Origin of the sequence: Vibrio sp. 10N.286.49.B3 (genome assembly GCF_002873395.1) — a bacterium.
GTDB lineage: Bacteria > Pseudomonadota > Gammaproteobacteria > Enterobacterales > Vibrionaceae > Vibrio.
The window spans coordinates 66,233-93,069 of record NZ_MCUV01000034.1; the positions used below are offsets into that span (position 1 = coordinate 66,233).

Below are 26,837 nucleotides of genomic sequence, written 5' to 3' on the forward strand. Positions count from 1 at the left end.
AAAGTCCTACAGGATATTAATCATTGGGTTTCATAGAACTACATTAACGCAAACGAGATGTGTTTTTATTGAGCTAAACCATTAATTCATTGATGAAACAGACGAATAGATTTAAATTATGATTACTTGTTATAAATGTGTAACAAGTTGCTCGGACATAAAGTGTGCGATCCAAGGCTGAGCTTCTGGTTTTGGGTGTAAGCCATCTGCCATGATCCAGTCATCTCTGGTAATGATAGGTTCAAGGAAAAAAGGCAATAATGGAATGTTATAGGTTTCAGCAATAATAGGGTAGATCTGAGCAAAGGATTGACTGTAACGTTTGCCGTAATTGGGTGGGACTTGAATTTGCATCAATAAAACTTGAGCATCACTCTGTTGGCTAAGAGCGATAATTTGAATTAAGTTATTGGTAATAATATTAGGATTAAAACCTCTTAACCCATCATTCGCGCCTAATTCAATCAACACCCAATCAGGAGCATGCTGTGTAAGGAGTTGTGGTAAGCGTGATAAACCATTACCCGTGGTATCGCCAGAAACACTGGCATTGACCACGTGAACGTCTTTTTCGAGTCTTGCTAACTCTGAAGGTAAGAGCCAAGGCCAGCTTTGCTCCGTTTTCATCTGATAGCCAGCACTAAGGCTATCACCAAGTATAAGTAGTGTTGGCTTTTGTTCGGCAGCAGACACTGACATGGAAGTACATAAAATAATTAATAGAGAAAGTAGTCTAATCATGAATAAATCCGTAATAAAAGCGAAGTCTGTATCAAAACAAGTGTCTACTAATCAGGAAGATTTAACAATCCTTAGCGAAGTAAATCTTGATATTAAATCAGCAGAAACGGTTGCGATTGTTGGTACATCAGGGGCTGGTAAGTCGACACTAATGACATTGCTCGCTGGCTTAGATACTGGCACGACAGGAGACGTTGAACTACTAGGCCAGTCACTTTCTCAATTAGATGATGAACAAAGAGCAGAGATACGTAGTGAATCAATAGGGTTTGTTTTTCAAAGTTTCTTGCTGATCCCAAGTTTAAGTGCGTTAGATAATGTGACTTTGCCTTGCTTGATCAAAGGAGATAAGGAAGATAAAGCACGTGCGATTGAGCTCTTAGACTCTGTAGGGTTGGCACATCGAATTCATCATATGCCGACTCAGTTATCAGGGGGCGAGCAACAACGTGTCGCATTAGCGCGTGCCTTTATGATTGAGCCGAAAATTTTGTTTGCTGATGAACCTACAGGGAACTTAGATCAACATACAGCAGAAAAGGTGATTGAATTGCTATTTGACCTAAACCGTATGCATGGCACAACATTAGTATTAGTCACTCATGATTTAGAGCTAGCAAAACGCTGTAACCGCTGCTTTCAAATGCAAGCAGGACGCTTAGAGGAAATGGTCTAATGACAACAGGTTTGACTATAAGTAAAGCCATTCCAAATTTACGCTTGTTGCGCTGGAGTGTTGATGAGATCCGTCATGGTCAACTCTGGCCTATCACTATGGCGTTAACGTTAATCATCGCCTGTATTTTTGCCTTTGCAGCCCTTGCCGATCGTATGGAGCAAGTGGTTGTCACCCAGGGAAAAGAGAGTTTAACCGCAGATACTGTTTTTATCTCATCGAATCCACTACCTGAAGAGTTATTAGAGCAAGTTCAGCAAAAAGAATTAGTGAGCGCTCAACTGACTCGATTTTCAACCATGGCATTTAGTGATACAGGTATGCAACTGGTCAGCGTAAAGGCAGTAGAGAGTCATTATCCATTACGCGGTGAGTTAGTTTTATCTAATCAAACGGGTTACACCTCTCAAGTGATGCCAGGTCAATTATGGTTAGATGAACGAGTATTAGCACTACTTGATATTAGTGAAGGTGACATTGTCACGATTGGCGATGCTGATCTTACGGTATCAGGGACAATCGTTTCAGAGCCTGGTTTGAGTTTTAATCCTTTTCAACAAATGCCCACCGTATTGATCAATGCAGCAGATATAGATCAAACGGGTGCAATTCAAGTCGGTAGTCGAGTTCGATATCAATTATTTCTGCTTGGTGAGACACCTGTATTAGAGGAGTTACAACAGACAATAGCGCTAACAGCCAGTGATCGCTGGAAAGATCAAGCGGGGAGTAGTCGTGCTAATGATGTCTTTGAACGTACCACTCAATATTTATCGCTCACCGTTGCTATCGTTATCATTATGGCAGCGGCTACCTTAGTGCTTACATGTCAGCATTATGTGGCAAGTCGTAGCAAAACCGTCGCCATGTTAAAAAGTATGGGGGCAAGTCGTCATTGGGTTAGGCGTTGGTTGGTTATCCAAGTCGCAATACTCTTTTTAAGTGCGGTTTTACTTGGGTTATTTATCGGTAGTGGCTTAGAAATGCTGCTGCGCATCCCTCTAACGGAGCTTTTACCCGATCCGCTGCCTTCCTTTGGTTTTAAACCAGCACTGGTCGCTATTATTTCGAGTGGATTGATTGTTATCCCTGCCTTAGGGATTCCTTTAATTCGCTTACTGAACACTTCGGCGATTCACTCAATGCAATCGAGTCATCAAGATAATCAAGCTTCACATCGCTGGTGGTTGGTTATTGTACCTATTTTGGCAATGGGTTGGGCGTATAAAGATAATGCCTTGATATGGATGATATGTGCTGGGATTGTCGCTCTTTTCTTATTACTCGCGATGGTTTGTCTTGGGCTTATTTCTCTTTTTTCCCGACTGCCTTTATCGCCAGCGATGCGTTTAGCGGTGAGTCGTATCAAGCGCTCTAGTCAGCACTCGGGTATTCAAGTTGGCGCGTTATCTTTATCTCTCATGCTACTGTCAACCATTTGGCTTGTTCGGGTTGATCTACTGTCAGATTGGCAAAGAACCTTACCAGCGGATGCGCCTAATGCCTTTGCTTTAAATATTGCGCCATACGAAAAAGATCAATATTTAAAACAGCTTGATGATAATGCGATTACTCGCTCAGAAGCTTATCCAATTGTTCGTGGTCGTTTAACGCAGATTAATGGTCAAGATGCGAATGTGAGCATTAATGATAAACAACAAACGGATGTATTAAGTCGAGAATTAAACTTTACTTGGGGAGAGGGTATTCCTGAACACAATGAAGTACTTGCGGGGAAGTGGAGCAATAGCTATGGTGTTTCGGTTGAATCAGAAGTGGCAAAGGATTTAGAGCTTTCACTTGGCGATGAGCTTACTTTTATGGTGAATAGTCAACAAATTCAAGCCAAAGTAAATAGTATTCGCTTGGTGGAATGGCGAGAAATGAAGCCGAACTTCTATTTTATATTCTCGCCTGATGTTTTAAGTTCAATTCCTGCGACCTGGATGGTGAGCTTTAGAATCGATGGGCAAGATTCAATGCTTAATCAATTGTCTCGAAATTTCCCGACTGTGAGTCTAATGGATATTCGTATGATGGGAGATAAAATTCAGAGTTTACTGGCTAACATTGTCTGGGCGATAACGACCTTAGCTGGGCTTGGTGTTGTGGCTGGTCTCTTGCTCATTTTTACTTTGTTACGATTAAGTCTATCGCAAAGGCAGCAAGAAATTCGCTTATACCGAACGCTTGGTTCAAGTCGTAAGCGGATCATTCAAACATTGTGGTGTGAATACGGTCTAATTGCCTTGGTCGCAGGGCTTGTTGCTTGTGCAGGTGCTGAGCTATCCGTTGCTGCTATTATGAGCTATGGCTTTGACCTTGCTGCTAAGTTCCATCCTATTTTGTGGATAATATTGCCAATAATGACTTTTATAACGCTATCTGCTGTATTAATGAGCATGATTAAACACTTGTTAATCCCAATAAAAAATAGTTTGGGTTAGTCCTTGTTGTTAGTTATCCACAAAAACAGTGGATAACATTTTGGATAACTTTAGAAATGAAAACACCGACTTTACGTAAGGCTATATAATACGTGAGGTAGTGATTTTTTGTTATTCACATGGACTTGTTTTCAGGTTTAATGACAAAGTGAGTCAAGCTGTTTTTGCTCAAAAATAGAGGTCGTCAGGCAGAGAAACTAATCCCTTGATAAAAATGTGATTTTATTTAATTAGATAACTCAGTAGAATGTAAACTGTTTTTTTAAAGTGACGGATAACAATGCATCGATCTCATTTAAGTTATAATTGTTCCTCTGCAGACTTTGACCCGAAAGCCAAGCATATTGCGATCATTGGTGGTGGTATTGCAGGCTCGACCGCAGCTATTCACTTTGGTGAACTTGGCTTCAATGTCACTTTATTAGAAAAAGGACCGAGTTTAGTAAATGGCCCTCCAATTTGTCATCTGCATGCTGGTGGTAATCTTTACCCTGATATCTCTGAGCAGCAATGTATTGAACTTTTACAACAATCTATAGAAACCGTACGCCTTTTTCCGCATTGCTTAAATATACGTCCTACCGTCATTGCTGTGCCATATTCTGATGGGGGTGAGCCTAACGCTCTATTACCTCGTTTAGATGCATTACAAGCATCCTATCAAGCATTGGTTGAGCAAGACGGTCGTAATGAAGTTTTGGGCAAACCGAGTGACTATTTTAAGTTGTATGAAAAACAGCAATTGCTAGAGTTGGCAAATAAAGTGCAACCAGAAGCACCAGTGTCTCTTGATGATTGGATTATTCCATTTGCACAACATGCCAATTTGGAGACGTTAAAATTTCCAGTTGTTGTTGTTCAAGAGTTTGGCTTGAGTGTCTTTCGAATGGCGGCGACCGCGAAACTATCACTCGATACCATGCCACATTGCCAGGTGTTAACGCACTCAACATTGATGGAGTCGAATTGGAATAATCAGCAATGGCAATTGACTTACCAAGACTCGCAACATAACCGTCAAACGATAACAGCGGATTACCTTATTAACTCAACAGGTTTTGAAACGGGTAATATTGATGACTCTATTGGTGCGATACGTCAGCGTTTAGTGGAGTTTAAAGCCGCTTATGTAACCCAATGGCATCAATGTAATCAGCAGTGGCCAGAGGTTATTTTCCATGGTCCGCGAGGGACTCCGCAGGGAATGGCACAATTAACACCATACGCTGATGGCTACTTTCAACTGCATGGAATGACAAAAGAGATCACTCTATTTGAAGGGGGGTTAGTCTCTTCCTCGATTGAATCTGAAACACCATCATCTCAGCCAGATTTACCAGAAAGACTATTAAAAAAGATTCACTCAGGCTGGGATAAAGCCGTTTTAGAGCAGCGTACCCGCAACGCCATTGAGCATATGAGTCAATTTATCCCTGAATATGATACGGCGATTGCTGGTGGGTTACCTCTATTTGGTGCTCAGCAGATCCCAGGAAATGATGGTAGTTTAAGAGCCGCGGATGTCTCGTTTGAAAGTAATAATTACGCTCGTATTGAAGTAGTAAAAGCATCATCAACCTTACACGCTGCACGAAAAATAGCGCAGCAATGGTTTGAACTTCCTTTATCTCAAAATATTGAAAGTCAGCATAAAAATACTAAAAATCTACAGTTAAAAGAGGTCGAGCAAACCGCAATCAATCTTGCTCATGAGCGTTGTTACCCTGTCGCTTTGGCTAAAGTATCAGGTGAGGCTCAGAGTCATGATTAACGGTCAGTAAGCCTGATATCATTTAATATAAAATATAAACAAGTCATAAGGTTAGAGAAAATAAGATGAACGTACTCGTCACAGGTGGAATGGGATACATTGGTAGTCATACCTGTATTCAAATGCTACAAGCTGGAATGACACCAGTTATCTTAGATAATTTATATAATAGTAAGAGCAGTGTTTTAGAGCGTATCAATAAAGTGACAGGTGTAACGCCAACCTTTATTCAAGGTGATATTCGCGATAAAGCATTACTTATTGAGACAATGAAAGCTTATGATATTCAATCTGTTATTCATTTTGCGGGTCTAAAAGCTGTTGGTGAATCAGTACAAAAGCCGCTTGAGTATTATGATAACAACTTAAATGGTTCACTTGTTCTGGTTGAAGCAATGCGTGAAGCGAATGTGAAAACCTTAGTCTTTAGCTCATCAGCAACTGTATATGGCGATCCTGCTTCTGTGCCGATTCTTGAAAACTTTCCAACATCAGCGACCAATCCATACGGTCGCAGCAAGTTGATGGTTGAAGAGTGTTTGACTGATTTCCAAAAAGCGAACCCTGATTGGAGTATTACATTATTGCGTTACTTTAATCCTGTTGGTTCACATCCATCAGGCGAGTTAGGCGAAGATCCACAAGGTATTCCAAATAATTTGATGCCGTTTGTTTCTCAAGTAGCAGTGGGTCGTCGTGAGTACCTTTCAGTATTCGGAAATGACTACCCAACCAAAGATGGAACAGGCATCCGAGACTATATCCACGTTATGGATCTAGCGGATGGTCATATTGCTGCGCTAGAAAAAGTAGGCGGTAAAGATGGTCTGCATATCTATAACCTAGGCACAGGTAATGGATACAGTGTACTTGATATGGTTAAAGCGTTTGAAGCCGCTTCAGGTAAACCAGTACCTTATAAACTGGTTGATCGCCGAGCAGGTGATATTGCCGAGTGTTGGGCTGATCCATCAAAGGCAGAATCGGAACTTGGCTGGAAAGCACAAAAAACACTGGAAGAGATGACAGTGGATACGTGGCGCTGGCAGTCAAATAATCCAGATGGTTTCCCAGATTAATCATTTGTACACTTATTGATAAATATATTTAATAGGGAAAGAGGAATAACGCCTTTTTCCCTATTTTTTTACTCTAAAATGTAAATATTAAATTACCAAACACAAATCTTGAAATGTTCTGTTACAATTAAAGTGCTTTTTATTTTTTTAACCTGTATTTGAAAATTGTTGGAGGCACCAGTATGGAGCTTGGTTTAGTAATTATGTTTATCGTGGTATCTGTTATTATGGTAAAAAAGGAAATGACTAAGGATTAATATTTCAATAGTCCACTATTTTTTAGAAAATTTTTGTATTGAGATATAAAAAAACCAGCACTGGCTGGTTTTTTTATATCAGTAAATTGTGTTGATAGCAGTGGCTATTGAGTTAGAGTGATTCTCTGCCTTGGGAAAGATCAAGTACCATATCAGCGGTACCATCTTCAAAATCAATAGTTAATTCAAAACCCATTTTTTGTGCGAGCATAAGCATGCCGCGATTCGTGGGCATTGTCATACCAGATATTTTACCTGTTCCTTTTTGCTTACAGTAATCGATAATCTTACCCATAAGGATTTGACCAAGCCCGATCCCCTTAAGATCGGAACTGATCAAAATAGCAAACTCAGCATCGCTGTTATCATGATTGATCAAAGCGCGAGATACGCCAATTATTCGTGGCTTACTGGCGATCATTTCTACCGCAACAAAAGCCATCTCTCGATCGTAATCAATCTGCGTAAAGTTGGCTAATGCCTCATGATTGAACTCACCCACATCACTAAAGAACCGCTTATAGAGATCGTCTTTAGAAATATTGTTAATGAAATCAGCATGTAGAGGCTCATCTTCTGGAAGTATTGGCCTTAATAAGCAAGTGATGTCATTTCTCAATTGAATGACCTGTTCTAATTCAGCTGGGTAAGGCCGAATCGCTAAACGAGATTGAGGATCTTTGCTATAAGCTTTGAGTGTAAGACTTGCATCAAGTACAGTGAATGTATCACCGTTAATAAGTAGTGGGTGGATATCAAACTCGTCAATCTCTGGGCAGCTGATCACCATGTGAGATATTTTAACTAAAAGTTCCGAGAGCCCTTTAACATTCATAAGACTCGGTGACTTTTGTAAGCGAATCTTATTATTTTTTATTGCATTAGTGATGAGATAGCGTGCTAACGTCATATTTAATGGCGGTAAAGCAGCGACCGCATCTTGCGCTTCGTCCCACTCAGATCCTCCTTGACCAATCAAGATCACAGGACCAAAAACTAGATCATTTTTCACTTTAATTCGAATTTCAACGCTACCTGCAAGCTTTGCCATGCCTTGTACCAATAAGCCATCAATATGAGCTTGAGGGTAGGTGAGCTGAACTCGATCTAAAATAGATTGTGCAGCACTGGCCACTTCATCGCTATTGCGTAAGTTGAGCATAACACCTTGGATATCAGATTTGTGCTCGATATCTGTAGAGCGTAATTTCACAGCAACAGGGTAACCAATTTTTTTTGCAATATGAATGGCTTCACTTTGATCGATGGCTATCCAAGTAGGGAGAACATCAAAGTGAAAATAGCCTAGGAAGTGACTGATTTGATGTATATCTAGTAGCACTGTGTTTTTGTACAGTGTCTGCGTTTTTGTCCACTTTTGTGCTTTTTCTAGACAAGATTTATCAATTTGTTCATAAGTTGTTGGTGTTTCCATCAACTGTTTTTGATTACGCCTGTACTCGACAAGATGCATGAAGGCAATAACAGCACTTTCAGGGGTTCTATAGGTTGGTATTCCTGCATGAGTAAATAGGTCTCTTGCTGGCTTAGCCGTTAATTCTCCGCTCCAGTTCGTTAATAAGTTAAATCGTTGCCGGCGAGGGTGCTTTGTTATCGTTTCAATAATGGCTTTAGCTGTTTGCTTAGAGTGAGCAATAGCTGAAGGGCTATGCATAATTAAAATAGCATCGGTATCATCACTATCAAGCAGAATATTTAATGCTTTGATGTAGCGCGTTTGGTCAGCATCGCCAACCAGATCGATAGGATTGGTTTTTGACCAACTCATAGGTAAGACGTGATCGAGCTTATTGATTGTCTTTTGGCTAAGTGTTGCTAATTTGCCATTTTGCTTTAGTAGAGTATCAACAGCCATAATCGCAGGACCACCGCCATTAGTTATAATAGCAAGGCGTTCACCGCGTAAAGGTTGTGAATGGGTAAGCGTTTCAACAGCTGCAAAGAGTTCATGACTATTCTTAACTCGTAGCATACCGGTACGACGAATCGCAGAGTCGTAAATGATATCTAAGGTGTCATCGCTACCAGTATGGTTTTTTATGACTTCTTTGCCGGCAGATGTTGTCCCAGCTTTTAATACCAGTATTCGCCTATTTCTTGAAGCGGCACGTGCTGCCGACATAAACCGGCGAGCATTTTTAATACTATCCACATAGAGTAAAATGGCATCGGTATGCCTATCAGTACAAAGCGTATCAAGTAGCTCTGCAAAATCGATATCATAGGAATTACCGATAGAAATAAATGCTGAGAAGCCTATATTTTTATCATTGGCCCAATCAAGAATGGTTGTACACACAGCAGCGGATTGAGAGATAAAGGCAATTTTTCCTTTTAACGCATTAATGGGTGAAAATGAAGCGTTAAAGTTTATCCAAGGTAGAATGATACCTAAGCTATTAGGACCAAGTATTCTGATCGAATGTTCTTTTGCAATTTTAGAGCAATGTTCAATGATTGAAGTTCCTTCGTCATCTATTACCCCCATGTCTGAAGATAAGATAACGACCATCTTTATCCCTTTCGCTGCGATCGATTTAAAAACATCAAGATTGCGTGATGAGTGGGTGCATAACACCGCGATGTCAGGCACCAAAGGTAAACTTTCAATACTAGGATACGCCAATACACCACAAACCGCGGCATACTTTGGAGTGACAGGCATGATGGCACCATTGAACCCTGCTTGCAGCAGATTCTTCATTACCACATATCCGGCCCGATCATCTCGGGTCGACGCACCAATAACAGCAACCGATTTCGGTTTTAATAAAAGGTTTAATCGATCCATGTTTACGCCTCCTCATCATCATTCTGCAACAATAGTAGCTTAAAAGGTTGATAGTGATGGTTGGCAAGGCAATACTATGAACGATGGATCTCGTTTATGAAATGACAATGTGTATGAGTTCACATTATTAGACTATATTTGTTTGATTGAAACTTGATTATCTGTTCAGTGAACGGCATCATTTGAAGTAATTAATTTATAAGGCATTTGTATACTCCATGAAAAAAATAGCGATAGTTAGTTTATCTATGTTGTTATCAGCATGTGTTTCGAAAACATACACAACAGATATTACTTCTGAGAGTCATAGGGAGGAATATCAGTCAACACCTTCTGTGGTTTCTGCTCCAGTTAATAATAAGGTCCAAGAAGATACTAATACAAAAGTTGCCCAATTAGAGCCTGTTGCTCAGTCGTCATCAGTAAAAGAAACAAAGCCGAAAGCCAGCATTGCTGCATCAACTGAAAAGCAAAATTCACAGCAGCGTTATGGCTATACATTGCAAGTGGTCGCGGTAGGAACAGAGAGTAAAGCCAATCAATTTAATCAAATGTTACCTCAGCAAGGTCAACCTATCTGGGAAAACTATAAAATGGTCAATGGGACTAAATGGTATACAATTTTATACGGTGATTATGCAACACATGAAGAAGCTAAAAGAGCTATTGCGACTTTACCAGCTAATTTCCAAGCACTGAAACCATTCGTTAAAAGTATTGATAGCATTAAAAAGTCAGAGTTTCCGTCATTAAAAAAGTTAAATTAATTTAGAGTGGAGTTATCCAAATAGACTGGTTAACTCTTGTCTAGTTTTAGCTCTACTATTGGGTAATAACTCAGCAAGTAGTGACGTGGTCGTTTCTTTTTATCGTTAAATTACTGCTAAACAAGCAAGCAATTGTTATTATGTACATTACTACTTAATATGCTTTATGGATTGACCTTTCATGACAAATACAACCATTCTTCTACTATGTGGAGGTGGCTCATCAGAACACGAAGTGTCTCTTGTATCCGCCAATTACTTACAGTTGCAACTTGAAAAAACGGCTGACTTCTCAGTTATTCGTGTTGAGATGCAAAAAGATGGCTGGTTTACAGAAAATGGCACGAGTGTTTATCTTGATATTCATAATGCTTCACTATGTGGTCTAGAAAAAGCAGAGAAAATAGATTTTATTGTTCCTTGTATTCATGGTTTTCCTGGTGAAACGGGCGATATCCAGTCCATGTTTGAGCTAGCCAATATTCCTTATTTAGGTTGTGGACCAGAAGCAAGTAGTAATAGCTTTAATAAAATTACTTCAAAGCTTTGGTATGATGCGCTTGGTATTCCGAATACACCTTATCTATTTCTATCGTCTAATAATGAACAGGAATATCAGCAAGCTGGTCAAGCATTTGATGAGTGGGGAAGTCTCTTTATCAAAGCGGCAAGACAAGGGTCTTCAGTTGGTTGTTACAGTGTCACTAATAAATCGGAACTGGTTGATTCGATTAAAAAAGCATTCACCTTTTCAGATCAAGTGCTTATTGAGCAATCAGTTAAACCCAGAGAGCTTGAGGTTGCAGCTTATGAGCTTAATGGCGAGCTCTATATCACTAAACCTGGTGAAGTTATTGCGCCAGATGGTGTTTTTTATACCTATGAAGAAAAATACAGCACAGATAGTCATTCGTTAACAAAAATTGAAGCGAGTGACTTGACTGATGAGCAGCAAGATAAAATTCAATCGTATGCGCGCAAAGTATTTACGCAAATGAAGTTACGTCACCTTTCTCGAATCGACTTCTTCTTAACTGATACGAATGACATTTACTTGAATGAAGTTAATACATTCCCAGGCATGACACCTATTTCTATGTTTCCTAAAATGTTAGAGCATAATGGGCATACATTTAGTGCTTTCTTAGAGTGCTGTATTAAGCAAGAGTTAAAATAAGCTTGTTGCTTACTCCCAGTTCTTAATTCGAATAAACTTAATCTTTTCTTTTTCTGCAGTGTCTGTATTTCCCATATATTGAGCTGGCATTGCAGGGCTTAGCCAACGCCCAAACTCTTGGATCTCTTTTATCTTCAAGCCTTGGTTTTTCAATTCTTGCACAGCACCCACTCGTGTCGATTGCCCAGAAAATCTAAAGCTATCTGATAAGTTCAAGCGATCACTTGCACGCCTTAAAATACGATAAATGGATGAATCATCAAGCGGTTGGTGAGATAAATTTTGGTGTCGATCAATAGAGCAAAATAGGGGACAAAGCCCTTCTTTCGATAGGTTCATATATATTCCCAACCAAACATTCAGACATGCTGTTGCTTCAGTGCTGAGACGGTATTTATTATGACCTACTTGAATTTGTACGCCTTGATTCGAAGCGGAATAGACATCATTGATAGTCAGCATTTTTAACTCTGAACGTTTAAGCGCACATTCAAACATCACATAATAAATGGCGAGATCGCGAATATCAGCGAGTTCATTGGTGGTTGTCATGATCTCTTGCAGTGACTTGAGGTGCGAAGTTGTTAGTGGGATAGCTTGTTTAGCATCACCATTTTTTTCAAATCGCAGGCTGATCAGTACTTGTTTGATTTGTCTATGTGCTACAGGGTTAGGTAGAGATAGCAAGGTGTGCATTAGACCAATCGTTACACTGTAGCGTTTTATGCTCGCAAACTTACGTTGTTTCGCTTCTGTTTCTAGAAAGCGGCGAACCCCAATAATAGATGCTGGCAGTACAGTAATATGCGCAGTTTGGCAGAAAGATAGATATCTTAACCAATCAGTTCTTATGGCAAGTAAGCTATTTTTCGAATATTGGTTTTGTGTAAGCGATTGAAATATATCAAGTGATGGCTCTTTAACTAATAACGCCTTAAATCTCGATATATGTTCAGGATCGGTAATAATTGGGATCTTCTTTCTCATTCTAATGCACTATAACTTAATGGATACCTTATATTATACTTGATAGATCACAAAGTATATTTATTATTACTATAAACAAAATAATAAGAATATCTATCATGTCCTTAGCAAATTATCGAGGTTTTAACCTCAAGACAGTGGGTAGTACAAGCTCAGTATGGCAAGTTCGAATAAAGGAGCAAGTCTTACAGGGAAATTTAGCCGCTGTGAAAAAAAGCATTGATTGGTGGTGCGATACTGCATCATTAGTGCACCCAAAAGAATTTTCGACCTTAAGCCCAAAAACTCAAGGTCCAGGTACAACAGAAATCTTTAACGGTTTTACACTTAAAAATGACACTGGTGAAGTAAATAGCTGGTATTGTATGTTCAATGGTCGTTTAATTAAAGGCGGCAAAGGTGCAATCCAGAAACACATTGAAGCATACTTAATTGCGAAGAAAAAAGCAGAACAGGTGAAAAAATAATTATGAGTCTTGTCTATTCAACAGATATCGGTCGTATCAAACAAGAAGAAGTTAAAGTTGAGCGTCCTAAAGGCGACGGTATTGTTCGCATTCAACGTGAAACCAAAGGCCGTAAAGGTAAAGGTGTTTCTGTTGTAAAAGGTCTGGATCTTGATGATGCACCGTTAAAGTTATTAGCGGCTGAGCTTAAAAAAGTATGTGGCTGTGGCGGTGCAGTTAAAGATGGCAATATTGAAATTCAAGGTGATGCTCGTGATAAGATCAAGGCTCACTTAGAAAAGAAAGGTCATACCGTAAAACTGGCTGGCGGTTGATCTATTGCAGTAATTGCTGTTAGTAACGCTAATGATTATAAACTTAATCGACTGGAATGAATAATGACAAAGATTAGGTTTATAGTTATTAGCTATTTTATGGTAAATACAATTATGTTTAATGCATTATTAAGTGACACTGTGACAGGTATGAATTTTGCGAACATACACCAGAGAGAGAAGAGCAGTGTTGGCTACATTAGGAATTAAGCACCTATTTCCTACTAACACTCAACCGTATTTAACTTCTAAACGATAAGAATCACTTCATGTAGAGAAAACTCTATCAAGTTATTGTTTTTTAGATAGTTACCTACTTCTTATTGATGTATCACTTCATGAAGTTCAGAAAATGTAGTCTAGATACGATAACTTAGTCTACTTTTCTACCTTTCGGTGAAGTATTACTTCATGAACTGACAAAAGACACTACTGTTCATTGTAGTTAGCAAGGGACTTTATTGCGTAATTTAGTTAGAGATAGTCGCCTTGTTTTGTGTTTTTCTCCCAATACAACAAGTTTCTGGCATACCTAACCCAGTAAGTTTCTGGAATTCTTTTGTCACCGCGTAAGTTCTACCCACCTGTCCATTTTTATTTCTTAAACCTAAATGACGCTCAAGCAACAACTTAACTCGATACGTCGCTCTTTCCAATAGTTATTCCAGCCGTATAACTGTTGGCTATATCGAAGGTGATCACGCTCCCAGAAGGCTGTGCCTGCTCTTGGAGGAACAAGCGCAACGATTCAGGTCATAAATCTAGAGGACTAATAGTCATATAGCTATTGATTCGACAGGCCTTAAAGCCTGTGGTGAGGGGAGTGCAAAGTGAAAAAGCATGCAAATTATAAACAAAGTCATAGAATTAGATATGCCAGTTAGAAACTAACAGCTAGTCATATATGGCATCGTTGCTCTCAATGCTGATTTGATCAACAAAGCCAGCCAACACTAACGATAAATACAGAAGCCCAGTTAGTCGCTACTTAGGTTTATCTGAGATGGCAAATGGCCAAAAGAGCACCTTCGATGCATACTTACTCAACCCATTTATTATAAAAACACTTATATTACAGTTTCTTATATCGAGATCTGCGAGTAATAAAAGAAAGCCGCTTATCTGGGGATTCGGAAGCGCATGTATTTTCAATTGAAGGCTGATGTAACTGTTCACATTTGCTTAGTTTATTAGGTGATTAGAAAAAGGATTTAGGTTAACCTGTTATCAGATATGTGCGTGCTTGCACTAATAAGCTGTTAGCTTCTACTCATAATTATTCAATAGGTTGAAATGGATTTATATTTTTCAAAAACACTCAAAATCGATTCCTACGATGGCTTTCATTTAATTCAAGATCACGTAGGCACCAATCATAGTGCTCCATGGGATGATTGGGATTTCACTGTTAAATTTAAGTTATATTATGTTAATAAGGGCGAAAGGCAAAATTTAGGCTTTTTGAGATTACTGGTTAACGGAAATAAAGATACTTCTAAATTTTTCGTCAATAATGGTGAGGAAAAAGAAAAAAACATTTATCGAATAAACGATACTTTTGATTCGACAAAAGCAGTCTCACTTCCATTGGATATTGACTTTTACCATAAACTTAATAAGTTGCTATCGACTAATGTACAGATAGAACTAATATTATCATTAGTTTGTGATGCTAGTTATTTTTATAGTGAAATTGATACATTTAGAGAATGGGATGGCTTTAGTGGTTGCTTAATGAGAGAAGGAAGTAGCTCCGAAGCTATACTGAGAAAGGGTCATCAAATAGCAATCGGTCGTTACTCTCCGCAAGAATCTTTCACAATTGATATTAATGTTTCTTCAGAATCAATTGATCCAATTCAGTTCTACTTTGACAATAATAGAGATGTTGGAAAAACGAATATAAATTTATTAACTGGTAAAAATGGGGTTGGGAAATCTTTTCTTTTAAATGAAATCAGTGAAATTGTCACAGGGCTTCAGGAGATAGGCGACAAGTGGCCATATTTTCACAAACTCATCATGGTTGCATATTCTCCTTTTGAAGATTTTTTAACTAAAGATGAATTACTTGATAAGTTAGATAAGAAATACTCAAATAAAAAAAAGAGAAGAAAATCTAATACACCAGCAAGAAGACGGTTGAATGTTAACGAATATGCTTATGTGGGATTTAGAAATATAAATGGTAATTTCAATATTAATTGGCCTAAATTTCATAGTGTAGAATCACTTATAAAAATATTGAAGTTTGATAAGGAAAATAATTGGTGGGAAGAACGAGGGCGATTCGAAGTACTTAAAGAAACTTTGAATCTATGCGTTGATTTTGAAAGTATTGCTATAAAATCGAAAAATAGCGGAGAGTTAATACCAATAGAGTCGGTATCGACTAAAAGTATAGATATTTTACTAAATGAAGCCTCCAAAGAAGAAGGTCTTTACTTCATAAAAAACAAAAAAGCTTTAAGCCTTAGTTCAGGTCAGAAAATATACTCTTATATGATCCCTGCTATTGTTGCGGAGATTGAAAATGAAAGCTTGATTATACTTGATGAGCCTGAATTATATTTACATCCACATTTGGAAGTAGGGTTAATAAATATGATGAAGTATCTTCTGGAAGAAACATCTTCATATTCTATAATTGCAACTCATTCTGCTATTTTGACAAGAGAAGTTGAAAGACGTGGGGTGAAAATCCTCCGTAAAGATGGAACTAAGACAATAGTAGATAGCCCTAGTTTTGAAACATACGGGGAAACGTTGGATACGATTATAGGTGAAGTGTTTGACGACTATGTTACAGAAAAGCCTTTTCAGTCAAATCTTGATCACTTTATTGAGAAAGCTGATAACATTAAAGACATACTTGATGAAGTAGGCCCTACTGTTGGGGATGAAGCACTTGCCTATATAATATCTAAAACTTCAGATGATTCTGAATACATAGTAGAGAATGAATAAATGAAGTATTTGGAATCCTTCATAATAGCTGATACTGAAATTTGGCTAGATTTAGCATTAGCTTGCAGAAAGCATAATGTAGCAGATTTAATAGCCATAGAGGACTCTCTTAAAAGTGAACTTGAAAGTTACAATAACATAATTTCTAACTATTATGATGAACCCAATGTTAGTGAATTTCATGACCATAAGGATTTACTAGTTAACTATTATGAAAAAGCACCCGCTGACCTGAATAGACGACTTTTATCGAGACGAAATGATCATGGATTATCAGATTGCCCTTTTTGTGGTAATCCTAAAGAACCCGATACTTTAGACCACTTTATACCAAAAGATGATTGGCCTGAGTTTTCTATTAATCCAAACAACTTAGTACCTCAGTGTAGAGGGTGTGCTCCAACTAAAGGTTCAAATTACTATTGTGATGAAAATGAAAGTTCTTTATTTTTACATCCTATGTATTCAGATTTACTTTCTAAGTTTAGATTTAAGATTATTGTTAATTTTGATCCCGCCACAGAAAAAGTCACTTTCAAATTAAAGTTAATAAAACCAGCATCACTTAGTGACGCTGAAGTTCAGAAAGTTGTATTACATTTTCGTTCTTTAAAACTGAATATGCGTATTCAAGTATATTCCAATAGAGAAATAAATAAATGGAAGAGTATGCTTCTTTCACGGCGTTTTAATATAAAAGATGCTCTTACACAAAGAATTAATGAACGTGCAGTTGAAGATAGACATAAAGATTGGAAAACTGCTCTCTATACGGGAATTATTGAGAATACAACATTTATTGCTTATTTAAGTAATCTATCACCACAGAATAATGTACAACAAAGAGATGAAGTGTTGGAAGAAATCGACTTCTAAGCAACATAAGCCCACAAGGCGCTTAAACGGGACTAAACCAGTGGATTACGCTTTGAACCACATTTTAGCCCGCTTAGCGCGGCTTTACTTTTCCAATACATCAGCTTATCCGAAGTAGTTGGCTTGGAGCGTAAACTCTAACGCGCTATTGTTCAGAGGTTTGATAGGCTGAAGCTTTACCTGTTGTGCTTTCTAGCACAATAGTGCGACCAAGTAAGCCATCAGCCCAACAATTTGGTATAGATTATGGGAAAATCTAAGCACAGCCTGAAAACATTAATCGCCTATGGACACTCCACAACTTCAATAAAAATGCTCCTCAAGGCAGTTCCTGTTAAACCAACGGTCATCATAACTTGGGGCTCCTTGTACTTTAAGAACTGCTGAATATTTTTCCCGTGACAAGTAGAAACCTGACTATGATCGCGGTCGTATCGATCTGCTGCTCGAAGCAAGTAGGTGGGTAATGGTTCTGGAAAAATTTCTTATCATCAGAACAACTCGTTTGACGATTTTGAGGAATTCGTTGAAACGAATATCACGGGAAAGTGTCTTTGTTTAGCTTTTTAAAGGCTATTGTGACGCTCAATACATTTAAGTGACAAATCTTTGTCTATAATAGTTTTTTTCTTGTAACTTGGTAAAAAATACATGTGAAATCGTAGACACTAAGTTATAACTAGGATGGCAAGTGGGATTTACTGAGCAATGAGCGGTGCTTGATTAATTCTCAAAGGATAAATTCTATTAAAAGTGTATGTGACTGGTCTCGTTTGGTAGTAGTGTATTTGTCACTTTCATACTTTTAGAGAGTAGATAAACACTTGATAGTTGGACTTTGGAGCAAAAGATGAGTAATGACCGAAAGAGTGATGTAATTTCTAAAGAAGAAATTTTGAAAAAAGCGAAAAGCCTTGCTACTCCAATTGATTTTGACGTTTTGGTTGCAGAAGGGATCCTTGAAAAAAAAGGGTTGGGATATAAAATTCTAGATATGAAGCGCCTACCTGATCATGCTAAAGATAAAATTATTGGAATTTCTGCTGATGGAAAAGTGAAATTTTCCAAAGCAACGAAATCGGCTCAAAAACTTGTTGATAAGCTCTCAAAATGAAATAGTGAAAAAATCTAACAAGTTGCAGCTATACACGTTTTGAACGTTAGAACTATTATTTAGTAAGTAATTTATACTTATTTTACATTCCCAATAAATGGATTTAAAAATAAATTTATACGCTATAACCCAATATATAAAACCTAATAAGGAAGGCTGATGTGGTCAGATAAGGAATCTTCAATTGATTTTCTTAATTTTAATGAAACAGCAGAATCAATCAAAGACCTAATTACTGAAAAAGAACTAATGCCAATTAGTGTTGGGGTTTTTGGTAATTGGGGTGCTGGTAAGTCAACAATACTAGAATTAACCAAAAATTCCCTTGAAAAAGATAGTAAAGAGTACATTCAAATACACTTCGATGCATGGATGTTTGAAGGGTTTGATGACGCTAAAGCAGCACTGCTTGAAACAATTGCCTCTGAACTACTTAAAGAAGCTAAAAAAACGGAAAACGATAAAGGGCTAATTGAAAAAGCAACTGATTTTTCAGAGCGTGTAGACAAAATACGGCTTTTAGGAATGTTGGCTGAAGGAGGTGCTGCGCTATCTGGATTTCCAACATTTGGGCTTAGTCAGAAGCTAATAGGTTGGTTTGGCGAGGAAGATGAGGAATCTGAAACTCAAACAGAAGAAGATACTTTTGAAATTGGTGATGTTAAAACTATTACGGATAAAGTAAGTAAGGTTACCAAAAAAAGTAAGGGAATCTTAAAGACTAAGAAAAAGCTGTCACCACCTACCGAAATAAGAAAATTTAGAAGTGCGTATTCATCATTGTTGGACAGCTTCAATAAACCACTTATCGTATACGTCGATAACTTGGATAGGTGCTCCCCAGTTAATGCTATTTCTACATTAGAAGCAATTCGACTGTTCTTATTTTTGCCAAATACAGCGTTTGTTATAGCGGCAGACGAAGACATGATCCGCTTGGCTGTTCCACACTTCCATAAAGGCGCTTCTCAAAGACATCAAACAGACTACTTAGACAAATTGATTCAAATCCCTGTTCATGTACCTAAGCCCGGAGTTGCTGAAGTTAGAGCATATTTGATGATGTTGATAGCTTCGGACAAAAAAGTAGAAAAATCTGAACTTGAGAAAATTAGATCAAAACTTGAGAGTTCACTACGGCTTTCTTGGCAGCAGGACCAAATATCAGTCGATGAACTATTATCGGGTTGCAATATAGATAATGTTGATGAAGTAAGAGGCGAGTTCAAAGTCGCTGAGCAATTGGCCCCGATTTTAGCTGAATCATCAAATATCAATGGTAACCCAAGAATCGTCAAAAGATTGCTAAACCAAGTTCGAATGAGGCTAAAAACGGCTAAACGACGAGGGATGCAACTCGATGAAAAAACGATAACTAAGCTGGTTATTTTTGAACGATGCATGGGGACTCAAGCGACAAATAAACTTTATGAGCTTATTGATAAAGAAAGTGGCCTGCCTAAAATTATCGCTGACATGGAAAACGTTAATGTAGAGATTGACCCTAAGAAGATACCAGAAGAATGGAAGCAAGACTTAGAGTTTCTAGATAAATGGTCAAAAATTCAACCGTCCTTTGCAGACCTAAACCTTACTGCTGCTGCTTATTTGAGCAGACAAAGCATTCCAATGGGAGCGATTAATTCGGTAATGTCAGGGGCAGCTCAAAAACTCTTAGACGGCCTTCTAAAGCAAAAAAATAGGTTTAGTGCAACTAACACTAAGCTTATTGAGTTGGCTTCGACAGAAGAATATTTGTCGGTGATGGACAGCTTAATCGACAAATTTAAGTTAGTAGAAGATTGGAGCCAAATGCCTTTAGGTATCTATGGAGCAAGGCTACTTGCACTTAAAGATGGTAAATGTAAGTCAGTCTTTTTAGCGTATATAAATACTGTACCTGATAAACCTTGGAAAAAACCGATTGTGACAGAATTAAAGGGAGATAAGTAGTGGGAACGTCAGCATCCTCAACCGGGCCAAATAATCAAAGTCCATTAGTACCGCCATGGGCAGACCAGAGCGATCCAATTCAATTCGGTTCAGGTGATGGAGCCGACGACAGTCAAGACTCAAGTAATGCTCCCAACCAAGAAATAGATAACGGTAAAGTTCAAGATCAAATCCCCGGATCTTTAGATGTTACCGCACGACCAAATCGTTTAGTCGGTGCACGAAGATCATTCGGCGAGTACGCTAGCGGTGGTGGAAACGCTTCAAATTTAAGAAGCTCACTTAGGAAGTATGCAAAAGGTTCAGGAGGGGGTTCTGGAACGAGTAGGCGTTTAGCTAGCGGTATCAGTGCTGGTACTGGTCTCTTAAGAATGATGACCGGTGACAGTGTAACAATAAATAATAATACGCTGTCTCTATCTGAATTAAATGGCTTAACAAAAGATCAGGTAATCGACCGGATTACAGAACACCTAACGCCAGACAACGGTGATGCCGATGCTGTTAGGATCGCTTTGGATTACGCACTTGCCGAAGCATTACCAGATGATGAAGATTTTAATGCTAATGCGGTTACCGAAGATGTAATGCATGAAGCACTATCTTGCTATTTAACAGATCTAATTTTTCAAGACATCGTTACAGGAATGGGAAGAGCATGGTTTCATACTGAGCATGCAAGCAAGCACCATCGCATGGAAGAAGAACTACGGGAATTAGTAAAAGTGGTCACACAAGAACAAGTAGAAAAAGTGACGCATGGCAATGCGGGGAATATAACAAAAAACAACATTACTCAATTGCAGATTGATGCTATCACGCAAACAGTTGAAGTTTGGGAGAGTTACAATGACTAATTTTTACTTTCATAGTGACCCGTCTGAGCTTCCTGAATATTCAGAGAATAATCATCCAGTACAGATTTATAACATTCACAAGCATGACGAAACAAAACATAGTAAAGCATCATTCGCCCTGCTAGATCTAGTAAGAGATTTAGGAGTTAGCATTGATACCAGTGCGATAGATCTTATTACTATTGCCACTGCTGTTACTGCTGCTGATACTTTTGAGCAAAGAGAAACTGCCGCAGATGCTTGGTCAAGAGAGATGCATCTTTATGTTCCCGTCGCAAATGAACATATCTGGAGTAGCTTGTCTGGACGCTTGAGTTCTATTTTGAACTTTCTTACAGGCGACCAATGGCAGTTCACTTTCTTTAAAACGTCGATGATAATGCCAAAACCAAAGTCGACCGACAAAGCTAATGCAAAACATAAAACGTTAAAAGGATTAAACTCTGTTTGTTTATTTTCTGGAGGACTAGATAGTGCTGTTGGCGCTATAGATATCCTTAATGATAAATCTGACTATAAACCTCTTCTAGTAAGTCACGCTTATCGAGGTGATGGCGTTAAGCAAGAAAATATCAAATCTCTATTACATTCGCGCTTTGGAGAACTGTCCTACAGTATCTCACCTGCTTTAATGGATAGGTTAAAAGGAAAAACAGATGTATCCATGCGAGGAAGAAGTTTTAATTTCTTAGCGATGGCGGTACTGGGGATAGTTGCATTACGTAATGCTAATGACGATCCTGAAATATCAACAATAATAGTGCCTGAGAATGGGTACATTTCGATAAACCCACCACTTACAAGACGTAGAATTGGAAGCCATAGTACACGAACAACCCACCCATATTTTTTAAGTCGGTTGGAAGATCTTTTGGCGGATGCTGGTTTTAATGTGAAGTTTGTAAACCCATATCAATTCAAGACCAAGGGTGAAATGCTTGCTGAGTGTAAAGATCAAGCAGCAATAACGAAAGCAGTTCCATTGAGTGTTTCTTGTAGCCATTGGCATAGAAAGCATATTCAATGTGGTTATTGTGTCCCTTGTCTGATAAGGCGCTCATCTGTACATCATGCAGCACTGAATAAAGACGCTGATTATGATAGTCAGAATCTAAAGTTTGTTCTAAAAGAATCGAAAAAGAGAGACGATTTGCAAGCAGTTCAAACCGCGATTATCCGGCTGAACAAATCAGGTGATTATCGCTCTTGGCTACGACAAAGCGGCTCACTACCTTCTGATGCTGATGTTAGGAAAAAACTTGAGTCGACGATTCAACGAGGTCTAAAAGAGGTTGCAACCTTCCTCAAGTCGGAAAATGTATAATGATGGATTTACACTGCCATGTGGATCTCTACCCTAATCATGACAAAGTCCTAAAAGACATCAAAAGTTCAGGCATTTATGTTTTATCTGTAACAACAGTACCTTCTGCTTTCAAAGGTACTGTTGAACTTACAAACAAGTTAAGTAATTGCAGAACAGCTCTAGGATTACACCCTCAGTTAGCACATCAAAGACATAACGAGCTGGCTTTATTTGACTCATTATGTGAAGAAACAAGGTATATTGGCGAAATTGGATTAGACGGTTCAAAAAGCTATGCGGATCACATGGAAGTTCAGCAAGTTGTGTTTGAACATATACTACATAAGTGCTGTGAGTTTAACGATAAGATCCTAACAATTCACAGCCTCAACGCTGTCGATAAAGTCTTAGAGCTATTAAGTGTCTACCCAAAAGCTGGAATACCAATTCTGCATTGGTTCTTAGCAACTAAAAAACAAGTTAACAAGGCCATTGAATTAGGATGTTACTTCTCCGTTGGTCCTGCGATGCTTCATTCTGAAAGAGCCAAGAAAGTCATTTCATGGTTACCTAAAGATAGAGTTTTGCTGGAAACAGATGGACCATTTGCGAAGGTTAAAGGGAGGCTTTTGTTTCCTTCTGATGTTAGTGAAGTTGTTAATTATTTATCTAAGCAATGGGATACATCGAAAAATTCAGTTCAATTTCAACTTAAAAGTAATTTTAAAGCATTGCTAAAAATATAATGATTTTAGCTTAATCTGAGAGTCATAACCCTGACTCATTTCCGTCCAAAGGTGCTAGATCGATATCATCTAACTAATTTTTGCCACGAAACTGGTTAAAGCGAGTACTTGATTATTCGAGGTAAAACACAAGCACCTATAGAAATACAATCTTAAGTATTTATTCTATCTTTTGTGTGAAAAGATGACCTATTGATTGTTCGATATTTGCGAAGGCACTCTCAGTTGAGTATGTTTTTTTAGCAATAACAAGTTTCTATAAAGCGTATGCCATATTATGGACACTTACGTCAGCGAAGGAGTTGTCTATGCCGATTGCAACAAAAATATGTGACCTAATAAATAGTAAAGGAAAGCCTGATTGGTGGAGATATACTCTAAACCAAGCATTAGGTTTAGGCGAACTATCACATAGGGAGCTCGAGACAGCTTACTCACTTGCAAAGATGGAGTTCGGTTTCGAAAACAAAAGTGTAGATTACGAAGTATTAACTCAGCAAGCTAAAGCAACTGGGTACCATGTAGAAGCTGAAGAAAACAAACTTATTTCTGTTGGTAATGCTTTAAACATATCAGCACTTGCTGCGGAGAAAAAAATAGAGTTTTCTACGAAAGGGTTAACCGTTATTTATGGTAACAACGGAGCTGGAAAGTCGAGTTATGCCAAAATATTGAAGAATGCCTGCTTAACAAGGGGAGAAACGCCTGATCTAAAACATAATGTCTTTACTGACAAAGTTGGAATACCATCGGCAGAAATTCAAATAGAGTCAAATGGGCAGCCTGAACTGGTGGCATGGAACAACCAATTAGAGCCAGATCCTCGTCTTAAGTCTATTCGAGTATTTGACTCACAATCATCTATTCACTATCTGTCTAAAACGGATACTTTGGACTTTAAACCTGCGGCTTTGAAGCTATTGGATGAGTTGCTCAAAGTGAGTAGCTTTATCATGAACAAGGCGAAAGAGGAAGAGACCTCTTATCTAGCCGTTCATGTTCTTCCACAAATGAACATAGGCACCACACCAAGCAAACTAGTCATAAGTTCACAGTTAAAACCTGAGAACGTAGATTTATTGTGTGCTACTCAAAAAGAACTCTCTGAACTGCAAGAGTTGAGAAAAGAAATCATTGAACTGACTAATAACTCACCTCAAACACTTAAAGACAGATATAAAAGAAGAAGACTTCGAGCAGTGCCGCTCCAGAAGTTTTTACAAAATCTCGTTAATAAGCTGAGTCTAAAATCTGTGCAACACTACAAGGCTTTATACGACAAAAAAGAACAAACTAAGTTAGCCGCGGCTAAATTAAGCTCAGTGACATTTTCTCAACTACCAGTATCGAATATAGGTTCCGAACAATGGCTCACGATGTGGAACGCAGCCAAAATATTCATTGAAAATACAGAACAAAAGAAGACATTTACTCTACAGGAAGGAGACTACTGCCCAACCTGTCTACAGGAAATTGACAATACAACTGCATCAAGGTTAGCTTCTTTCGACACTTATCTTCGTAGTGAGTTGCAAAAAGAAGCGGATACTGCGTCGAAAAACTGGAATATAGAACTTAAAAAAATTAAGGATTTAAGTTTTTGTACTGTTCCATATGACGCTATTCTCAATGAAATTAAAGAGAAGGATGGAGAGTTAGGTACGCAGTTCGATACGCTAATTCAAACACTCAAAGCTAGATCTGATAACTTGTCACAAAACACCCCTTTATTTAAACAAGATGAAATAAATTCAGTAGCACTTATACGGTTAAATTCCCACATAGCTAAATTGGAGGAAGCAGAGAAGGCGGTGCTGAATGACGAAGCAAAAGCAGCTGCAATTATGATTAAACAACAGAGAATCCTTGAAATTGAAGACAAGGAGAAAATCCTAGCAGTCAAAGAGCAAATTAAAGCTGAAATTGCGAAAGCTAAAAAAAGAGAAGCCTATGAGAAAATTAAACGCTCCACCTCTACAGCTACAATCACAAAATTAAATAACGAAATATGTAGTTCTGGATCGATCGGAAGGATGCAAGAATTTTTTAATCGTGAGTTAAAAAAATTAGGATTCAGCCACTTCAAAATTAATGCTCTCACGAAAGGTGTTAAAGGTAACCAAAAGTTCAGCATTCAGCTCTCAGAGAACAAGACAAACATTATCGATATTGCAAGTGAAGGCGAGCAAAAATGTATATCTTTAGCAAGCTTCTTCGCGGAGTTAGCTACTGATAGCAGAAAGTCTGCAATCATCTTTGACGATCCCGTAAATTCTCTTGACCACATTTGGAGAGTGAGATTCGCAACGAGAATCGTAGAGGAAGCAAAATCAAGACAAGTAATTGTATTTACTCATGATTTACCTTTCATGAAAATGATTCAAGAAACAGCTGACGACGTGACTATTAAAGCTGTTACTAGAAATAAGAGTGTTACAGGTATTCCTCTTGATACTCCACCTTGGGACGCTTTAAAAACACAAAGCAGAATAGGCTTTCTCAAAAATAGGTTAGTAAGAGCTAGAAAAACAACCAACGAATCAATAGAAGACTATCAGCACCAAGCTGGTTTTATCTATGGGAAAATGCGAGAAACTTGGGAAAGGCTTGTCGAAGAATGGCTAATTCGTGGTGTTGTAGAACGTTTCAATAGGGAAGTAAAAACCCAGAATTGCAGATACCTGACTGATATAACCAACCTAGATGTTGAAACCATTAGTACTGCTATGAGCAAGTGCAGTACGTATATGCACGGACATGATATGGCAGAGGAAGTTGCTGGTGCATTTCCAGATATTGATGAATTAGAAAAAGACGTAGTAGATCTTGATGAGTACTTTACTAACCTGAAGAGACGAAGAAAATAAATTTTCTAACAGGAGAATATAGCCCCCTATATCTCCTGTTACCACCTGCATTGTGTTACCTAAACTATCTCAAAGAAGTATCATCATAAGTTAACTAATTACTTCATAATCAAGATGATATATCCAAGAGTTAAATTTTGAATATGACATTTGCAGAAAATAACACTAGACATATTATTTTGAACTGCTGATAGCGGTATTTTGTTGCTACAAGAAGACTGAATTCAGTATTGGTTCTAAGATCCATAGCTATCCCATTATTGATGTATTTACCATTAAGCCCAAAGCCTTAACGCATTAATGTCGTTTTAGGTTGTTGTAGGTAGTTGAAAAACGATGACATCATGTCTAAATTTATTTCTCACAAATTTGTACATTAGCTTGTTTTAAAATCTTCTTGGGAATAGATCCTTTTTCAACACACGGAATCGTAAAAGCCTCATTAATGTTTCCTGCTGAAGTCATTGGAATTCTGTTACCATCCACGTCTATACGATATCTAGCTACACGCCTTACACTAACCCGATTGCCTGAAATTGGAATATTTAAATACTTATTCCAGCCTTTAAAAATAGCTGATAATTTGCAAAGTAAAGAATAACTTGTTGATTCATGGACTAATGATTGCAGATAGTGTAAGCGCTCATTACTCAGCA

General features: G+C 38.1%; 19 protein-coding genes and 2 pseudogenes. 16 read left to right on the plus strand and 5 right to left on the minus strand.

The window, feature by feature from the left end; all coding sequences use genetic code 11:
• Positions 1–129: 129 nt before the first annotated feature.
• The gene (locus BCU68_RS12060) at positions 130–741 is read right to left on the minus strand and encodes an arylesterase (protein ID WP_102564989.1); all 612 of its coding nucleotides are present in this window, start codon (positions 739–741) and stop codon (positions 130–132) included.
• On the opposite strand from BCU68_RS12060, the gene BCU68_RS12065 reads away from it, so the two are divergent.
• The 4 genes from BCU68_RS12065 (at position 740) to galE (ending at position 6,714) form a co-directional block, all read left to right on the plus strand.
• Positions 740–1,417 carry an ABC transporter ATP-binding protein gene (locus BCU68_RS12065; RefSeq protein ID WP_102564990.1) on the plus strand — a complete coding sequence of 226 codons (678 nt, stop codon included), beginning with the start codon at positions 740–742 and terminating at the stop codon, positions 1,415–1,417. The two genes, BCU68_RS12060 and BCU68_RS12065, sit on opposite strands and share 2 nt — an antisense overlap.
• Positions 1,417–3,864 (plus strand): FtsX-like permease family protein, encoded by a 2,448-nt coding sequence (locus BCU68_RS12070; protein ID WP_102564991.1) that lies wholly within the window; start codon positions 1,417–1,419, stop codon positions 3,862–3,864. The genes BCU68_RS12065 and BCU68_RS12070 overlap by 1 nt, the downstream gene beginning before the upstream one ends.
• Before the next feature lie 280 nt (positions 3,865–4,144).
• Positions 4,145–5,635 (plus strand): FAD-dependent oxidoreductase, encoded by a 1,491-nt coding sequence (locus BCU68_RS12075; RefSeq protein ID WP_102564992.1) that lies wholly within the window; start codon positions 4,145–4,147, stop codon positions 5,633–5,635.
• 65 nt (positions 5,636–5,700) lie between these two features.
• On the plus strand, positions 5,701–6,714 hold the full coding sequence (gene galE, locus BCU68_RS12080) for a UDP-glucose 4-epimerase GalE (RefSeq protein WP_102564993.1): 1,014 nt from the start codon (positions 5,701–5,703) through the stop codon (positions 6,712–6,714).
• Positions 6,715–7,083: 369 nt separating this feature from the next.
• On the opposite strand, the gene BCU68_RS12085 is transcribed toward galE, so the two are convergent.
• Positions 7,084–9,783, minus strand: a complete 2,700-nt coding sequence (locus BCU68_RS12085) for a bifunctional acetate--CoA ligase family protein/GNAT family N-acetyltransferase (protein WP_102564994.1) — start codon at positions 9,781–9,783, stop codon at positions 7,084–7,086.
• A 218-nt stretch (positions 9,784–10,001) separates the two neighbouring features.
• Here BCU68_RS12085 and BCU68_RS12090 point away from each other — a divergent pair, with 218 nt between their 5' ends.
• Together BCU68_RS12090 and BCU68_RS12095 are read left to right on the plus strand one after the other, a co-directional pair.
• Positions 10,002–10,550 carry an SPOR domain-containing protein gene (locus tag BCU68_RS12090; protein ID WP_102564995.1) on the plus strand — a complete coding sequence of 183 codons (549 nt, stop codon included), beginning with the start codon at positions 10,002–10,004 and terminating at the stop codon, positions 10,548–10,550.
• A 181-nt stretch (positions 10,551–10,731) separates the two neighbouring features.
• The gene (locus BCU68_RS12095; RefSeq protein WP_102564996.1) at positions 10,732–11,727 is read left to right on the plus strand and encodes a D-alanine--D-alanine ligase; all 996 of its coding nucleotides are present in this window, start codon (positions 10,732–10,734) and stop codon (positions 11,725–11,727) included.
• Positions 11,728–11,736: 9 nt separating this feature from the next.
• Here BCU68_RS12095 and BCU68_RS12100 read toward each other — a convergent pair whose 3' ends face one another.
• A complete protein-coding gene (locus tag BCU68_RS12100) occupies positions 11,737–12,714 on the minus strand; it encodes a tyrosine-type recombinase/integrase (RefSeq protein WP_102564997.1) in 978 nt (325 codons plus the stop codon).
• A 98-nt stretch (positions 12,715–12,812) separates the two neighbouring features.
• Here BCU68_RS12100 and BCU68_RS12105 point away from each other — a divergent pair, with 98 nt between their 5' ends.
• Together BCU68_RS12105 and yciH are read left to right on the plus strand one after the other, a co-directional pair.
• Complete coding sequence (locus BCU68_RS12105) at positions 12,813–13,181, plus strand: DUF3319 domain-containing protein (RefSeq protein WP_102564998.1); 369 nt, start codon at positions 12,813–12,815, stop codon at positions 13,179–13,181.
• A gap of 2 nt (positions 13,182–13,183) precedes the next feature.
• On the plus strand, positions 13,184–13,495 hold the full coding sequence (gene yciH, locus BCU68_RS12110) for a stress response translation initiation inhibitor YciH (RefSeq protein ID WP_102564999.1): 312 nt from the start codon (positions 13,184–13,186) through the stop codon (positions 13,493–13,495).
• Between the two features lie 470 nt (positions 13,496–13,965).
• Here the strand turns inward: yciH and BCU68_RS16890 are convergent.
• Positions 13,966–14,240, minus strand: a pseudogene (locus tag BCU68_RS16890) (hypothetical protein); the annotation flags it as partial.
• 548 nt (positions 14,241–14,788) lie between these two features.
• Between BCU68_RS16890 and BCU68_RS12115 the strand changes: the two are divergent.
• The 8 genes from BCU68_RS12115 (at position 14,789) to BCU68_RS12150 (ending at position 26,181) form a co-directional block, all read left to right on the plus strand.
• Positions 14,789–16,462 carry an AAA family ATPase gene (locus BCU68_RS12115; RefSeq protein ID WP_102565000.1) on the plus strand — a complete coding sequence of 558 codons (1,674 nt, stop codon included), beginning with the start codon at positions 14,789–14,791 and terminating at the stop codon, positions 16,460–16,462.
• Positions 16,463–17,338: an HNH endonuclease gene (locus BCU68_RS12120; RefSeq protein WP_102565001.1), complete on the plus strand. Its 876-nt coding sequence runs from the start codon at positions 16,463–16,465 to the stop codon at positions 17,336–17,338.
• An 850-nt stretch (positions 17,339–18,188) separates the two neighbouring features.
• Complete coding sequence (locus BCU68_RS12125; protein ID WP_102565002.1) at positions 18,189–18,452, plus strand: hypothetical protein; 264 nt, start codon at positions 18,189–18,191, stop codon at positions 18,450–18,452.
• Between the two features lie 159 nt (positions 18,453–18,611).
• On the plus strand, positions 18,612–20,405 hold the full coding sequence (locus BCU68_RS12130) for a P-loop NTPase fold protein (RefSeq protein WP_102565003.1): 1,794 nt from the start codon (positions 18,612–18,614) through the stop codon (positions 20,403–20,405).
• Complete coding sequence (locus BCU68_RS12135; protein WP_102565004.1) at positions 20,405–21,262, plus strand: hypothetical protein; 858 nt, start codon at positions 20,405–20,407, stop codon at positions 21,260–21,262. The genes BCU68_RS12130 and BCU68_RS12135 overlap by 1 nt, the downstream gene beginning before the upstream one ends.
• Positions 21,255–22,586: a Qat anti-phage system QueC-like protein QatC gene (gene qatC / locus BCU68_RS12140; RefSeq protein WP_102565005.1), complete on the plus strand. Its 1,332-nt coding sequence runs from the start codon at positions 21,255–21,257 to the stop codon at positions 22,584–22,586. The genes BCU68_RS12135 and qatC overlap by 8 nt, the downstream gene beginning before the upstream one ends.
• Entirely contained in the window at positions 22,586–23,314 is a 729-nt protein-coding gene (qatD, locus tag BCU68_RS12145) for a Qat anti-phage system TatD family nuclease QatD (RefSeq protein WP_102565006.1), read from the plus strand. The genes qatC and qatD overlap by 1 nt, the downstream gene beginning before the upstream one ends.
• Before the next feature lie 308 nt (positions 23,315–23,622).
• On the plus strand, positions 23,623–26,181 hold the full coding sequence (locus BCU68_RS12150) for an AAA family ATPase (RefSeq protein WP_102565007.1): 2,559 nt from the start codon (positions 23,623–23,625) through the stop codon (positions 26,179–26,181).
• Between the two features lie 354 nt (positions 26,182–26,535).
• Here BCU68_RS12150 and BCU68_RS17095 read toward each other — a convergent pair.
• A pseudogene (locus BCU68_RS17095) lies at positions 26,536–26,837 on the minus strand (chromosome partitioning protein ParB); the annotation flags it as partial.